This window comes from Mesorhizobium sp. WSM4809 (assembly GCF_055811655.1).
This window is the reverse complement of the sequence record NZ_JBVVQW010000018.1, coordinates 79,446-94,329: the sequence shown is the minus strand read 5'-3', so window position 1 is coordinate 94,329 and position 14,884 is coordinate 79,446. Positions and strand designations below refer to the sequence as shown.

14 protein-coding genes and 2 pseudogenes are annotated in these 14,884 nt (G+C 59.7%); 14 read left to right on the top strand and 2 right to left on the bottom strand.

All coding sequences use genetic code 11. The features are described 5' to 3' along the window. The first annotated feature begins 9 nt into the window (after positions 1-9). From AC0L24_RS29035 to sctO, 4 genes are read left to right on the top strand one after another with little or no spacing between them, the layout of a single operon-like run. A complete protein-coding gene (locus AC0L24_RS29035; protein ID WP_473564557.1) occupies positions 10-717 on the top strand; it encodes a hypothetical protein in 708 nt (235 codons plus the stop codon). Further along, entirely contained in the window at positions 696-1,349 is a 654-nt protein-coding gene (locus AC0L24_RS29030) for a FliH/SctL family protein (RefSeq protein WP_473564556.1), read from the top strand. The genes AC0L24_RS29035 and AC0L24_RS29030 overlap by 22 nt, the downstream gene beginning before the upstream one ends. Continuing rightward, complete coding sequence (gene sctN, locus AC0L24_RS29025) at positions 1,346-2,722, top strand: type III secretion system ATPase SctN (protein ID WP_473564555.1); 1,377 nt, start codon at positions 1,346-1,348, stop codon at positions 2,720-2,722. Before AC0L24_RS29030 ends, sctN begins: the two co-directional genes overlap by 4 nt. Further along, positions 2,719-3,381 (top strand): type III secretion system stalk subunit SctO, encoded by a 663-nt coding sequence (gene sctO / locus AC0L24_RS29020; protein WP_473564554.1) that lies wholly within the window; start codon positions 2,719-2,721, stop codon positions 3,379-3,381. Before sctN ends, sctO begins: the two co-directional genes overlap by 4 nt. A gap of 56 nt (positions 3,382-3,437) precedes the next feature. Here the strand turns inward: sctO and AC0L24_RS29015 are convergent, their stop codons facing one another. Then, positions 3,438-5,252, bottom strand: a complete 1,815-nt coding sequence (locus AC0L24_RS29015) for a hypothetical protein (protein ID WP_473564553.1) — start codon at positions 5,250-5,252, stop codon at positions 3,438-3,440. 937 nt (positions 5,253-6,189) lie between these two features. On the opposite strand from AC0L24_RS29015, the gene AC0L24_RS29010 reads away from it, so the two are divergent. Beyond that, entirely contained in the window at positions 6,190-7,116 is a 927-nt protein-coding gene (locus AC0L24_RS29010) for a LysR substrate-binding domain-containing protein (RefSeq protein ID WP_473564552.1), read from the top strand. Positions 7,117-7,278: 162 nt separating this feature from the next. Here the strand turns inward: AC0L24_RS29010 and AC0L24_RS29005 are convergent. Next, positions 7,279-7,760: pseudogene (locus tag AC0L24_RS29005) on the bottom strand (integrase core domain-containing protein); the annotation flags it as partial. Between the two features lie 681 nt (positions 7,761-8,441). Between AC0L24_RS29005 and sctQ the strand changes: the two are divergent. The 9 genes and pseudogenes from sctQ (at position 8,442) to sctX (ending at position 14,880) form a co-directional block, all read left to right on the top strand. Continuing rightward, positions 8,442-9,434, top strand: coding sequence for a type III secretion system cytoplasmic ring protein SctQ (sctQ, locus tag AC0L24_RS29000; RefSeq protein WP_473564551.1), 993 nt, complete (start codon positions 8,442-8,444; stop codon positions 9,432-9,434). Further along, positions 9,431-10,093 (top strand): type III secretion system export apparatus subunit SctR, encoded by a 663-nt coding sequence (gene sctR, locus AC0L24_RS28995; protein ID WP_473564550.1) that lies wholly within the window; start codon positions 9,431-9,433, stop codon positions 10,091-10,093. Before sctQ ends, sctR begins: the two co-directional genes overlap by 4 nt. Next, positions 10,093-10,356, top strand: coding sequence for a type III secretion system export apparatus subunit SctS (gene sctS / locus AC0L24_RS28990; protein ID WP_473564549.1), 264 nt, complete (start codon positions 10,093-10,095; stop codon positions 10,354-10,356). The genes sctR and sctS overlap by 1 nt, the downstream gene beginning before the upstream one ends. Positions 10,357-10,366: 10 nt before the next feature. Beyond that, positions 10,367-11,164, top strand: coding sequence for a type III secretion system export apparatus subunit SctT (gene sctT, locus AC0L24_RS28985; RefSeq protein WP_473564548.1), 798 nt, complete (start codon positions 10,367-10,369; stop codon positions 11,162-11,164). Then, positions 11,161-11,940 (top strand): EscU/YscU/HrcU family type III secretion system export apparatus switch protein, encoded by a 780-nt coding sequence (locus AC0L24_RS28980; protein ID WP_473564547.1) that lies wholly within the window; start codon positions 11,161-11,163, stop codon positions 11,938-11,940. The genes sctT and AC0L24_RS28980 overlap by 4 nt, the downstream gene beginning before the upstream one ends. Positions 11,941-12,280: 340 nt before the next feature. After that, positions 12,281-12,637: pseudogene (locus AC0L24_RS28975) on the top strand (IS256 family transposase); the annotation flags it as partial. 447 nt (positions 12,638-13,084) lie between these two features. Beyond that, positions 13,085-14,152: a type III secretion system gatekeeper subunit SctW gene (gene sctW / locus AC0L24_RS28970; protein ID WP_473564546.1), complete on the top strand. Its 1,068-nt coding sequence runs from the start codon at positions 13,085-13,087 to the stop codon at positions 14,150-14,152. Further along, a complete protein-coding gene (locus AC0L24_RS28965) occupies positions 14,149-14,511 on the top strand; it encodes a hypothetical protein (RefSeq protein ID WP_473564545.1) in 363 nt (120 codons plus the stop codon). Before sctW ends, AC0L24_RS28965 begins: the two co-directional genes overlap by 4 nt. Before the next feature lie 3 nt (positions 14,512-14,514). Further along, a complete protein-coding gene (gene sctX / locus AC0L24_RS28960; RefSeq protein WP_473564544.1) occupies positions 14,515-14,880 on the top strand; it encodes a type III secretion apparatus assembly protein SctX in 366 nt (121 codons plus the stop codon). The last annotated feature ends 4 nt before the right edge of the window (positions 14,881-14,884 follow it).

The window sequence follows — 14,884 nt, the reverse complement described above, 5'->3', positions numbered from 1 at the left end:
CTAGCCGAATTGAACGAATCAGCAGTGATCGCCGGGACAGCAGCAGTGTCGGATGTATGGCTTGAAGCACCGTGGGCGAGAGCCGTGATGTGCTGCATTGCCGATCCTGCCGCTGATCTCGATTTTACAATGGCGCATGGTTGGCCCGAATGGATGCCGCTGGATAACGTTCTGATAGACCCGTTCACGCGTCTTAAGCTTGGACGCTGGCTCCTTCGTGGCCAAACTGATGAACCGTCCGCCATCATTTCCGCCGCTGCCGTGCCACGAAACCGGCTCTCGTTCCTCCCCGCCCCGGACGCCGTGCGCCTTATGAGCCTGGCCGGCGCCTGGGTGGGTGCACCCGGCCTTATAGGACTTCTTCGGACGACCGATATCACAGCGGTTCGCGCGGCTCTCGGCGAAGAAGCCGTCGCATTCGCTTCGCAAGCCACACTTTTACCGCGACCGACTCCCAAACTGATGTCGGCGCTTGGTGCTTCCGACATTCCGTCCGCGCCCAGCGCTTTGCTTCAATGCGGCGCAGCGATGTTCGGTCTGGCAATTGGTGGCATTCCGCAAATGCTGCGAACTCGGCTAGGCTTGCGCCGCCCCGCGCCAATCTGGGCGACGGCGGTTGAGAACTGTCGTGACGACAATGCTGGCGAGGACGCATTTCATGCGATGCGGCGCCTGGTCCGTAAGAGGATGCCGATATGGTCGCACTGGTTCAGCTGACCCCTGCATCGGCCGATATCCTCGGCCCTGGGCGAATCTTGCCGGCTGGGACCGCACAGGCACTGGTGGACGCCGAGCAAGTGCTTATTCAGGCACGGCGCGAAGCCTGTGCGCTCATCGACGCCGCGCGCGCATCCGCCCAAGCGATCGAGGTGAGGGCCAAAGAAGCTGGCCTGGCTGCAGCACAACCGGCAATCGAAGCCCGTTTGACCGCGATCGCTACGGAGTCTCTGCGGATTATGGCGCAAAATGAGGAGCAGATCATCGATGTGGGTCTACAGATCGCGCGCCGGATCATCGACACTGTCGAGCCGGTGGAGGCGGCGGTGCAGATCGCTTTGCGCGGTATGAAATTCGCGGGCCACAGCTCGCTCGTCCGGCTACGCGTGGCACCGTCGCTGCTCGAAGCAGTCCGCAACCGGTTAGACGATATCCTCCCGACGGCGACATCGCGCGCCGTCGTCGACCTGATTGGCGACGCGCGCGTCACTGATGCCGGATGCATTCTTGAGACCGATGCCGGGCTGGTCGACGCCACGATCGAGAGCCAGCTTGCCGCGATCGAAAGTGGCCTGCGAAACGGCCTATCCGTCGCTGCAAAGCCAAACAATTGTCAAGTTCCAAAAGCATGAGTGATGTCCGAACCGGCCGAGCCAACGGACGTGGTTTTTCCCCCGAGCAGGAAAACATCGATCGTTTCTTCCAGCGCGCAAAAAGGACCGTTGCACAGGCGTCGACGATGCGCGTCCGCGGCCGTGTGCTCTACATCGTTGGAACTGTAATCCATGCCATGGCGCCGGGTGCCCGCATTGGCGACCTTTGCACTCTCCGCAGTCCGGAGAGCGACTTCGAATTGTCGGCTGAAGTCGTCGGCGTGAAGTGCGATGTCGCCATTCTGACACCGCTCGGCGAAATGCAGGGCCTCTCCACGCTGACGGAAGTGATCCCAACGGGAAAGCCCCTCATGGTACCGTCCGGCTGGAACCTGCTCGGGCGCGTACTCGACGGTTTCGGCCGACCTTTGGACGCATCCACCAAGGGACCCTTGCTTCCGGAAGTCCGCGTGCCTGTCTATAGGGACGCACCGGATCCCTTGACCCGTCCGATCATCGACAAGGTTCTTGCTGTCGGCATACGGGCGATCGATGGTCTTCTCACGTGCGGCGAGGGACAGCGCATCGGCATTTTTGCCGCAGCAGGCGGGGGCAAGAGTACCCTGATCTCGATGCTGTTGCGAGGCGCGGCGGTCGACGTGATCGTGATAGCTCTGATCGGCGAGCGTGGCCGGGAGGTGCAAGAATTGATCCAACACGGTGTCGGTGCAAAGGCGCGATCGCGAGTGGTTTTGGTCGTTGCCAGTTCCGACCGCTCCGCAACGGAGCGGGCCAAGGCGGCCTATGTCGCCACGGCGATCGCCGAATGGTACCGCGACCAAGGACAGCGTGTACTGCTGCTCATGGATTCAGTGACCCGTTTCGCGCGTGCGCTGAGGGAGATTGGTCTCGCGGCCGGCGAGCCGCCGACGCGGCGTGGTTTCCCGCCATCGGTTTTCGCTTCACTGCCGCGGCTTATGGAACGCGCCGGGAACAACGATCGGGGATCCATAACGGCCTTCTACACCGTGCTCGTGGAGGGCGATGATATGGCCGAACCGGTGGCCGATGAAACCCGGTCCATCCTTGATGGTCATATCGTGCTCTCACGCGCCCTGGCGATGTCGAACCACTATCCCGCCATCGACATTCTGGCTAGTATCAGCCGCGTCATGAGCGCTATCGTGTCCTCGGACCATGCGCGGTTGGCCGGCAAGCTGCGGCAGCTGATGGCAGAATATCAGGAGGTGGAACTGTTGGTACGCGTCGGCGAGTACCGGGCAGGAGCCGATCCGCTCACCGATGAAGCGATTGCAAGGATAGACCGCATACGAACCTTCTTGCGGCAGTCGACAAAGGAGCAGATCGGCTTCGACGCAATGCTCGATGGGCTTGCCGCGTGTCTGGCATGATACCCAAAGCTGTAGATCGCCTTTTCGCATTGAAAGAAATGCGGCGCCGCAACGCTGAGGATGCGCTGCGCCTGCGCCACGCGGCTCTCGACAGTGCTGTCGCGGCCGTCGGAACCGCCTTGACCGATCTTCACGGATGGCGCGAAGACCTCACCCGTCGCGAAGCCGCGCTATACGATCCGTTAATCGGGGAAGCCGCCGCTTTGATCGATCTCGAAGAAGTGAAGGCCAAGATGATCTCGCTGCGCGAACACGAGCAGCTGCTTCAAAAGGTGCTAGAAGAGGCTAGTGCAAAAGCCGACCTGGCCCGGCAGGCACTTGAGGAGACATACAGCGCGGGCCATAAGGCCTGGCGCGAGGTCAGCAAAATCGAGGATCTCCTTCGGGCTCTGCGCACCAACGCCACACTGGAGGAGAATCACGCAGCGGATTTGGAATTGGATGATTTCACCCAGAGACGGAACAGTTTGGGTGGGAAGCAAAGCGATAATCTCTGGGTGAACCTGCATCGTATGTGCAGCGGCCATTCGTTATCAGGAACTGGCGGATCGCGATTCCGCGAAATCCCGGACAGCGATTCTGTGGTCGGTCTCGGTTGCGCTGTCCTGGCGTCGGCATCGCTCGCAAAGCTCGCCCGTACGTCTGATCCAGCTGCGTAGATCGGCTCCAACTCATTCCAACACCGTTGAAAGCGGTCAGTAAGCCGTAATCTTGCTTATCGCCTAGGCAACAATGCTGCCAAGGCGCGAGCCCGATGGTCCGGGTGGGCGAGGCCGTCGGCAAGGGCAGCGATGCGCCCTTGTTGCTCGCGCGTAAGCTCTGCCACGCCTGCTCCCAGGCCTTCCACGGCCGCGGCGCGATGCTCTTGGTCCCCAAGCCCCGCGGCGAGGTCGACGAGAAGCCCCTGGAGATCGCTATAAAGCCCTGCCAGCCCCTCTCCGAAGCCCTGTAGCGCCGCAACGCGATCTGCGGGCTGGTCGAGTTCCCCCGCGAGGCGGACGAGACGGCGCTGGAGATCCCAGGCAAGCCCCGCCACGCCGGCTCCAAGGCCAACTAAAGCCGCGGCGCGATTCTCTTGGTCCTCAAGCCCCACGGCGAGCTCGACAAGACGCTCCTGGAGACCGCGATCAAGCCCTCCCACGCCTGTGCCGAGGCCTCGGAGGGCGAAGGCGCCATGCACTTGGTCAAGCCCCACGGCGAGCTTGACAAGACGCACCTGGAGACCGCGATCTAGCCCTCCCAGTCCTGTGCCGAAGCCTTGGAGGGCGAATGCCCCATGCACTTGGTCAAGCCCTTCGGCAAGCTTGACAAGGCGCTCCTGGAGATAGCGATCAAGCCACGCCACGCCTGTTGCCAGCCCCTGCACGGCCGCGGCGCAATTCTCTTGGTCCCCAAGCCCTGCGGCGAGGTCGACGAGACGCTCGTGGAGATCGCCATCAAGCCCCGCCACGCCTGCTGCTAGACCCTGCACGGCCGCGGCGCGATGCTCGTGGTCCCCAAGCCCTGCGGCAAGCTTGACAAGACGCTCCTGGAGATAGCGATCAAGCCCCGCCACGCCTGTTGCCAGACCCTGCACGGCCGCGGCGCAATGCTCTTGGTCCCCAAGCCCTGCGGCGAGGTCGACGAGACGCTCCTGGAGAACGCCATCAAGCCCAGCCAGGCCCTCTCCGAAGCCCCATAGTGCCAAGGCGCAATCTGCGGGCTCGTCGAGCTCCTCGGCAAGGGTGACGAGACGCGCTTGGAGAACGCGGTCAAGCCCTGCCACACCCGCTCCGAGGCCCTCCAGGGCCGAGGCGCGATGTGCGGACTGGTCGAGCAGGTCGGCGACGTCGACGAGACGCCGCTGCAGGGGGAGCGCAAGCCCTCCTACGCCTTTTCCGAGGGCTCGCACGGCGGAAGTGCGCTCCCAAGGCGGGTCAAGTCTCTCGGCGAGGTGGACGAGAGCCTCCTGGAGATCGGGCTCGAGTCCTGCCAAGCCCGGTCCGATATCCATCAGGACCGAGTTGCGCTCATCGGGGTCATCAAGCCTCTGGACCAGCACGACGAGGCCCTCCTGCTGCGCCTTGGTGAGACAATTAAAGTGGGGCGCGAGTGATTGGATCACGCTGGGCTGCATGAGCGCGGCGAAGCGATCCGCACCGGGCTCGTGACGGGTTAACCTCGCCCAGATGGCCTGAACCCGGATAGCCCTCTGACGCCTTTCTCGAGACGCGGGCAATAGGTGGGCGGCGTTACGCAACTGGTGATTTGTCTGCGACATACTTAGCAGATCGATCGGGCTCAGCCGCTCAGCAATATCACCGAGCAGCTCCGGCTGCAGATGAAGGATACTGGTATGTTGCATGCTGAGAGAGGAGGAAACGCTTGACGCTTGAGGATCAGAGCGCGCCTGCTTCACCATAGAACAGGACGATTGTCCGGATCCTTCGACCCCAACAGCCGGTCCGTCAGTAGAATCGTCCGTGGTATTACGTTCGATGGGCCTAACCATCGAGATGGGCGCCTTGCCAAGTTCGTCAATGCTCCTCAATTCAGCTCCCTTGGCGACAAGCCATCCGTAATTGTCGCGCAGCGGCGATCTGTTGGCTGTGCAATATTGTGGCGAAATTCAGACCGCTGGAAACAACCTGCATTTTGCATCAGCCTGATTTGTCGGCTCCTTCGTCATCAAGATGATTCCCAGCAAACGACGTGCCGTCTGAACGACCGATATTGATCTAAGTCCTTCCGTGCCGAGGGAGATGGAATTTGCCTGCTCGTCCGCGGTGCGTGATGTCGGCTCTGGCGTACGATTTCCCCGGGGAAGACCTGTCCTATCGCTCCATGCCCGCTCGATCCGGTATGCGCGGCAAGCCTGCGGCAAAACTTTCTATCGCCGCTAGGCCGCTCCAGATCGCAGCGGTGATCGATCCGCGGAACGTCGCGACGAACAGGCGTCAAAGCCTCTTGCGTGAATGGAAAATTTCCGATCCTGGACCCACCGCGATCTTGGCCATTTTGCCTTCTCGACGTGTACGGCGCAAAGTCAAGGCCGGCATCGTGGCGTCCTCACTGTAAGTGGCGGGCGCTAGGCGACTGCTGGTCTATTCGTTTGCTCCAAAGCAGACATGCCGAATGTCAATAGTCCGCCAATCTGTTGGGAAGGCAACCAACGCTCGCCCAAAACGACGGCTGCGCAACTTGGCCCGGATCTTGCGGCGTGCTTTGCACGAAACGAGTGGTTTTAGTGTCCCAGTACATAATCTGGCAACATGATGTCCAAGTGCATTGAATGTCACTTATTTTTCGCGCGCCTGGAGCGCGCCTATAAAATCTTGTCGCGAAGTACGTTGCCGCGGATCGCAAAGAAGCCCGATGGGGATTAGCCGAGGCAAAATGGCGTCACTTTCGGCCTCTTTCAAAACACAGATGATGCCCCCGCTGCCACAAGCGCAAACTACGTCTCTTCAAATTTGTCAAGGCTGTCCATGCAACTACGCCACCTCCGCTATTTCGTGAGCATCGTCGATGCTGGGAGCTTCTGCCGGGCAGCGGCCACCATCCATGTGGCCCAGCCAGCCCTCAGCCAACAGATCGCTGGCCTCGAAGCCAGGCTTGGCGCCACCCTGTTGCACCGCAGCGCACGCGGTGTTTGTCCCACTCAAGTGGGAAAGGCCTTCTATCGGGAGGCTGTCTTCATCTTGCAGCGGCTAGAGCGACTGCCCGGCATCGTTCGCTCCACGGAGGGAGAGCCAGAAGGTCCAGTTGGGCTCGGCATGTCTTCGACGCTCGCCGTCTCCCTCGCCGCCCCCTTGATGGCCGCCTGCAGGACGGCACTCCCCAAAGTAATCCTGAGCTTGGTTACTGGTGATTTTCTCCGCATCAGGCCGCTCATGGAATCTCACGCGCTTGATGTTTGCATGGTCTTCGAGGACACACCCACCCTTGGTGTTTCGCGCAAACCGCTGTTCCGCCAGCGCCTCTATCTGATCCGGCCTGCCAAGGCAGTAAATGCCGCAACATCCGTGTCCCTCAAGACGCTAGCGGCAATTCCCCTTGTGCTGCCAGGGCAGCCGCATACGATGCGCGACGCACTGGACCGGGCATTTAGAGCGGCCGGAGTGATACCGAACTGCGTGGCAGAGGTCGACACGTTCTGCAGCGTGCTCTCCTTGGTCAAAGCCGGCGTAGCAAGTGGGATCGTTCCCAAGAGGGATTTCTCGGACATTCCAGGCTACGAAGGTCTGCGGCCTGTCGTCATCGATCCGCCAATTTATCTGACGGCATGCCTCACGTCATCCGCCCACGTGCCGCTCACCTCCGCCGCTGAGGCGGCAAGTGCCCTGCTCACCGCGCAGATAGAAAAGCGCTTTAGTGAAGCGCTGCCCACCGAATGGGAGCGCGTCCCGATTTAGAAGTTGTCGAGAGGCGAGTAATCCAAGCGGTATGTCTTTGGGCGACGTTTCTAAAGCGAACGAGCGATTTCGCACACCCCACGGAGCTGGTTACAGCTATGGCCGCGAGCGTTGTTCTATTGTGGAGCCTTACGTGGTTGCCGCTGACGTCGCCCCCAGTTTCTATCCAGTTTTGAGTTCGTTTCCGGCGTGGGTTGTGCCCTGCTGGGCGGGTGAAGCGACGGGCGCTGGCGCGGAGCCTTTGGCATAGCGCAGCGCGAGCGACCGTCGCGGATTGAAGGTGCTGCCGAACTCGGCCGGTGTCTGCCAGGCGATTTGGGAGTGCGGCCTCGCGGTGTTGTAGTCGACGCGCCACAGGGCGTAAACAACGTCTCGTTGAGCAGTTCATCGCGCAGTCGGCCGTTGAAGCTCTCGATGAAGCCATTCTGCATCGGCTTGCCGGGCGCAATGTAATGCCATTCGACGCGGCTCTGATCCGCCCACGAGAGGATGGCGTTCGAGGTGAACTCGCTGCCATTGTCGCTGACGATCATCCTGGGCCGGCCCCGCTCGGTGATGAGCCGGTCCAATTCGCGGGCAACCCGCATGCCCGAGAGAGACGTATCAACGATGAGTGCCAGGCACTCTCTCGTGCAGTCGTCGACGTGGGCGCTACTGCCTATCAAAGGCCATTTAGGGTGGATGTAAGTCAGACCTCATTCATAAGAATTGGAGATGATCCAATATCGACATAATATTTGCTACTGACCCACGTTGAGTAGATTGGATGTAACAGACAGTTCGACCATTGAGCGGAGCCCTTCCCGGCGAGTGGAGTGATTTCGGGATATCCGTCGCCATGACAGGATCAATTTCATGGGGAACCCGAAAGGCTTGCATCAACAGCTTGTCCGAAAAGCTCGAGTCACGAGGCAGCTTGCCGATTTCAGAGATATTTGACGCATGTCCTTTGGGCTGAGCTGTTCCATTGCGACTATCGTCCGCATCGCTGTTCGCCGATCCGATGCGCGGGTACTCGCCAGTAGGAATTCTGCGTTGGCGGCCGTCACAAACAGTGTCTGTTCCACCCCACCCGGGGGGCGCGCTACCGCGCCGCGGGTCCTCACCTTGGGGACGATGAGCGGTTCTCGCAAGCGTTCAACCATCGGAATTTCAAAGAGTGTGAGTCACTCGACGGCGCACCCCGCGAGGGTCTCGGCAGTCACGAGCTTGAATCGCACGGACGCAGCAGCGAGGCGTCAAACCCGTCAACAAAGCTCCATTTCCTGGGCGGCACAACTGACCGTCTCGCGGGCTCGAGCGAGTTCTTCCCTATGGAGAGGCACGTGATCGATCTGCCTTGCTATAGTTCACGAGAGGCCGCCATCATGTCGCGTCTTGCCGCCCGCTTGCCGGCTCCATTCAGCCTCGCTGGCATCGACGTCGCAGCCGTCATTCCCGATTCGACACCATCGCGTGTGCCGGCGAATTGGCGCCGGTTGATGGTACGCCTACACGGCGACGATCTACGCATCGCGATCGACCCGATTCTCCTGCCGTCCATGGCGGTGACACACTGGCCGGACATCACGGCGCTGCCATTGGACCACGGTTTGCGGGAAATTCTGTTCGACATGGTGCTTCGCGATGTAGCGATTCAGGTGGAACGATGGTGCGGTCAGCGGCCCATCTGGTCTTCTTCCGAGATCACCGAAGTGCCGCCGCCCTACGCCATTGGGCTTGTTCGCTTGGACGGTCCAGAAAAATTCCTTGGCCTAGTAGAATTCGATGCCGGCGGACTCGAATGGATCACGCGGTGCTGCTGCGATGCGCTGCCGGTCGTGTCCACAATTCTCGACGATCTGGCCCTCTCTCTCGATCTGAGAGTCGCTCGTTTGAACCTTACCTGGGCGGAACTACGGTCAATCGCACCGGGCGACGTCATTTTGCTCGACGCCTCACCGGTCGCTCGTGACGGAGCGATGACCGTTCTGATGTGCCTCTGTGGCAATACACGATTCCGCGCCTCGATAATGGATGCCCGCCTTGCAGTTCTTTCAGCAGTGGACTACCTTATGGATAAATCAGACTCTCCCCCCCCGGAAACCTTCGACAGCATCGACCTACCGGTCGATGTGGAGGTCGGACACCTGACCATGTCGCTCAAGCAGCTTCGTGAACTCGCTGTGGGCCAGGTATTGGATCTTGGTTTCGACGCAACGACCAATATCACCTTGCGAGTCAATGGCCAAGTGGTCGCTGCGGGCGAGTTGGTGCGTATCGCCGATCGGACAGGTGTGCGTGTCCTAAATATGCGCCTACCACGCGCCGAGTCATGAACACCGGGTTCCCCGATCCCGCTACGATGATCGCCTTGATCGGCGCGATCGCGGTTATCCCTTTCCTTGCGATCACAGCCACGTCGTACGTCAAGCTCGTGGTCGTGTTCGGGCTTGTCCGAAATGCCCTCGGCGTTCAGAACATTCCGCCAAACATGGCAATAAATGCGATCGCCATCCTGCTCTCCGTGTACATCATGCAGCCAGCGACCAACAAGGCATATGAAGCCGTGCGCCACAAGGAGATCTCGTTCGAAGCTCTCCGTGGGCTCGTTGAAACGATGCCGGTAGTTATAGAGCCCTTTCGCGATTTTCTCCTAAAGAACACGTCGCAACAGGAACGACAATTCTTCGCCAATGCGACCCGTGAACTATGGAACGAACGGGACGCCGATGCGGTAACCGACAGCGATTTTATGATCTTGGTCCCGGCATTCATAACATCCGAGTTGGCGGACGCGTTCAAGATAGGCTTTCTGCTGTTCCTGCCTTTCCTCGTTATCGACCTCGTCATTTCGAACATCCTTCTGGCGATGGGTATGATGATGGTTTCGCCGGTGACGATCTCCCTGCCCTTCAAGCTGTTCTTGTTCGTCGCAGTGAACGGATGGCAGCGCCTGATCCACGGTCTGGTCTTGTCCTATGCGGGAACATCATGATGAGCACCGCCACTCTGGCCAACATCGCCATCGAAGCCCTGAAACTAACTCTGGTTCTGTCGATGCCCACGGTCGTCATCGCGACGGGGGTCGGGCTGGTTGTTAGCTTGGTGCAAGCTCTGACCCATATTCAAGAGCAGACACTTCCATTCGCGGTGAAACTGATATGCGTGAGCCTGGCTTTGATGACAACTGGGAGCTGGATTGGTCGGGAGCTGTACCAGTATACGCTGAACGTCTTCAACAATATCGGAGTAATGTAACATCCGCCTCATGCCGCTACTTGATTTGTCTCTTTTGCATACTGCCCTTGTCGTCTTTGCGCTCGCGACGACGCGTACGACGGGCATGATGCTGATCATACCCATTCTGGGGCGCGGCATTGTGACCGGACTGGCGCGGAACGGTGCAATCACGGCATTGAGCTTCCCGGTGATGGCGCACGCTTGGGCAACCAGGCCTGCGAACCTCGATGCTTGGGATCTGAAGCTGATCTTAGGCCTGGGGCTGAAGGAACTCTTACTCGGCCTCGTACTCGGCATGCCAATTGCCGCGACCATCTGGGGTGTTGAGGCGGCGGGCACCTTCATTGACAACCAGAGGGGCGCCGCGATGGCGAGCCTCTTGAATCCGGCGAGCGGCAATCAGGTCTCGCCGCTTGGAACGCTGTTCGCCCAACTCTTCGTCACATGGCTATTTGCCACCGGGGGCTTTTCCGCACTGCTCGAAGCGCTCTATCGCTCGCATGAGGTCTGGCCTTTGTGGAGCTTGCATCCTGCATTCGGCCCGGCATTCGCCACGGGGGTTCTGCATCTCGCAGATGTCGTCATGCTAATGACTTTGCTCCTCGCCGGTCCAGCTATCGTTGTTATGTTCCTTAGCGAAATCGGTCTGGCGCTGATCGCCCGCATTGCACCGCAACTGCAGGTCTTTTTTATAGCCATGCCTGTCAAGAGCGCGGTGGCCCTCCTGGTTTTAGTCCTCTCGCTCGCGATCATTCTGGCCGAGGCCGATAAACGCGTGCCATCACCGGTCGCGATATTCAACCTCATCGCCACATGGTTGTCATGAGCGCCGCAAAGACTGAAAAGCCCACACCCAAAAGGCTGCGCGATCTGCGCAGGAAGGGGCAGGTGGCGCATAGCAGTGAAGTCGTTTCCGCGGCATTGACCATCGCATTCTTCTCTCTGTTCTACGTCTCCTTATCCGGCATGATAGAGCGGCTCGAGGCGATGATCCTGCTACCTGTACCTCTTCTCCAAGGTGATCTCCTGTGCGTCGCTCAAAAGCTCCTGCAGTCCTATGTTGCCGAACTGCAACGCATGCTAGCGCCTTTCATCGGAATCGTTCTGGTAATCGGCGTCGGCGCCAACATCTTACAGAATGGCCCGATGTTCACGCCCGAGGCGGTCTCGCCAGCGCTGAGAAACCTCAGTCCCAGTGAGAACGCCAAGATAATCGTTTCGCTGACGAATTTCATTGAATGGGTCAAATCGATCGGTAAGATTTTGGTGCTCGTCTCGGTTCTGCTGCTCGTGCTGCGCCAAGGGATGTATGCGCTCGTCTGGATGCCGAGTTGCGGGATGACCTGCCTAAGGGGCGTGACAGGTAACCTGCTGCTCGGTATCGCCATCTGTGCCGGATTGAGTTTTCTCACGGTGGCGATTGCGGACTTTGCGTTGCAGCGTCGGCAATTCATGAAGAAGAACATGACGTCGAAGGCTGAGGCAATGCGAGAATACAAGGAGAGCTATGGTGCCCCCCTAGTCAAGGCAAAACGCAAAGAACTACATATGGAGTTGCTCGCCAAAGGCATGACCAATCGGTCGCATAGGGGGCCGTCGTGATCACCAACCCGATGTATGTTGCGTGGCGACTATTACGATCGGAAGCGGACGCCCTTCCCCCCGCGATCGTACCATCGGTACCGATCCGGCGCAGCATGATCGGCGGTGTTGGCTACACTATGCGATTGAGGCGAAAGAATCCGCTCCGCACGCGCTAAGGACGAGAACACCGGCATCGATGCGCATGCGCCAATCCCTTTCCAACGTGATCGAAGGCGCCCTTCCACACCAACGGGTCGCTCGGATCTGATGAAGCTTGCGGCCCGCTTAATCGTGGAGGAAGCACTGGAGAGGAAAGCCGGAATGCGGTCGGGCGCGCCGAGCCCGCCCATGGTGCGTGATGCGCAATTTCGCCGGCAAGGTGCTGGAAGACCGCTGGCGCGAGTTCAAGGCCCGCGCCAGCGCCGCCTATCAGCGCCCTCGCGCGCCATCGCCCGCGATACTCGCCGCCGGTCTGAGCGCGGTCGCCATGTTTCACGGACGACCTCGAAGCATCTTGGATCTGAGACTGCCGATCATTCACCGCCGCGCCATCAGGACCACGAAGGTTCTGGAACGTCTGTTCATGGAGGAGCGGCGCAGGCTAAAGATCATTTCCAATGCCCTTTGGCGGAAAGCTCGTTCTCTGGCTCATTTTCGGCGTCATGATCCGAGCTGCCAGTGGTGGCGGGCAATAAGGATCACCGACTTCGGTCGCGCTATTCGATGTGTCAGCTGGCCTCCGGTCCGAGATTTCTTGCGGGCTGATTTGTCTGCTGGAACCCATCTGGTTTTCGTAGGTACTCATATCGGTTTGATATTTGTTAGGCATGACACGATGTTATAATAGACATGGACCGATATTCCATTTGGGTCCCCGAAAGGGCATAGCCCAATGACACAGTTCGTCTCGATGGGCGCTGCCCAGAAGTCGCTTCGAAAGGAGCAAGCACGAAGCGATAAATGGTGGGAAAAATACGGATCCACCAAGCCGCGGAACGGGCAAGTCGCCCGCAAGGAAGCCGGTGCGCCGCAATCTGCAGTGCACTGCCCATAGACGTTGGCGGGACGCCCCAGGCGAACCGCTGTAAGACCGCACGGGGCCGAAGCAATGCCTGATGGGACAGTATGCGAAATGGCCCCTTTGCGCCTTTGCTGTGATCGGATGGCGATCGAGCCAATCCCGGTGGAGGTGGGCTCATGGCGCGGCGAAGTTGTTCGCCTGGCGGGGCCTACACACGCGACCCTCTTGGAACAGGCAAGAGAAGAGCGCACTTTCGGTTTTTCCGAGGCGATCGAGTCAAAGGCGATAGCTGAGCGCAAAATCTCGGAGGAGAGCTTAGCGCCGTCGCTCAGCGCGGTCCATGAGATTGACGCTTATTTCGAACGTCTCCCGTATTTCGACCGTACCGAGTTGCCGGGGCTGTTGCGCGATATCCGCAGCGACGATTCTGCCTTGCAGGACATACTCCGAAAGGTTCGCCGGCGGTTCGCTGACCCCTCTTATGCCTATGCGGCACTCGATCTGGCGGCGCGAGAGTTGCGACGCGAGGGCCTCGACCAGCTTGCCGTACGGACGGATGGTGCCAAGGCCCAACTCATGGCCAGGCAGGGGGTGGCTGTTCGTGCCGGCCTCAATATTTCGGTGGTAGCGTCTGAAGTAGCGGGGGGTGATCAGAGGCTCGCTGCAGAGCTGCGTGATTTCTATCGGGCCACGGTCTCAAGCGATCCAGGACCGCTCCGGCTTTATAGGGAGATTCTGAGCAAGTTTGGAGTCGAGGGCTTTGCTCGCCATGTCGCGTTTCTTACGCATGCGCTCGGCGCGGACATCGCCTCGGCTGGCCCGTCGGTCGAGCCGGCTCGGCTATGGGAGATCCTCAGCGGATTATCGGCGCTGCGAGTGCTGGATACCGTGCATGAGTGCTGCCAAAAAATGGTCGAACGGATACGGCGGCGAAATATCATCGACATCACCGCTACCGGCGTGATGCGGCAATTATTGCCGCTGGTGGAGGATACCGTTCCTGGTCCGTCGAAGATCATTCCCATTCCCGAACGGCTAGGAATCCCTCTCATTCACCTTGATATGCAGATTGCCGTACTGCGTGACTCTCGAGATCTTCTCGCGATGATTCCGGTCGGAGTCTACCGCGACTTGGAGGCAAGAGCATCGACGTTGCGGGCGATAGAGGAAGCGATGGACATCCGCATTGAACAGGAAGAGAGTGCATGAGCGCCCATGCTTCTATTCGGGCTTTTTGCTCGGCGATGGGACTTCCACCGCAGGCGCCCCCATTGACGCTGCGTTTTGAACGATCGGGTGATCTCCACATGGAGTGCCGCGATGGCTCTGTCGCAATGTACTTAACGCGCGCCATGCCGCTTCACCGCAAGGGAATCGCCGCGGCAGCTCTCAAAGCGGTACACCCGGATCGTACGCTGCCGCACATGGTGAACGTCGCCTTTTACGGCGAGGCGCTGCTGGTCCTGCTTATCAGCATAGCCGAAAACAGCGTTGATCTTCCAACGCTAGAAACCGCGGCGCAGGTTCTCGTACGCCTCATCGGCGAAATTGATGCCGCAGCGCGGTGACCTATGATTATCGATTCCGGCAGCTTGAATTGTTCTGCTCCAACCGTCTCCGGATCGACGGAACTGCGGCGAACACGCCTCGTTGCCCATGCTCGGTCGGCTTTGCAATTCGATGTGCTATACGACGCTCCCACCGTCGATGACCTTATGATGGCCGCCTTCGCGCCTCCGATCGCAAATCCTGCAGTCCTCAAGGCTCCGACGTACGCCGCGACGCTTAAGGCCGCACACACATCGCTGGCCCATCTGGCTGCCCAAACGGGAGACCCAGATCGTGCGGTGCTGTGCGACGCGCTCTCGGTGCTAGATCGGGCGCAATGCGACCGTTTCTTTTTTGAAAACGCCTGCCGTGCTTTGATGCGAGGATAAACCT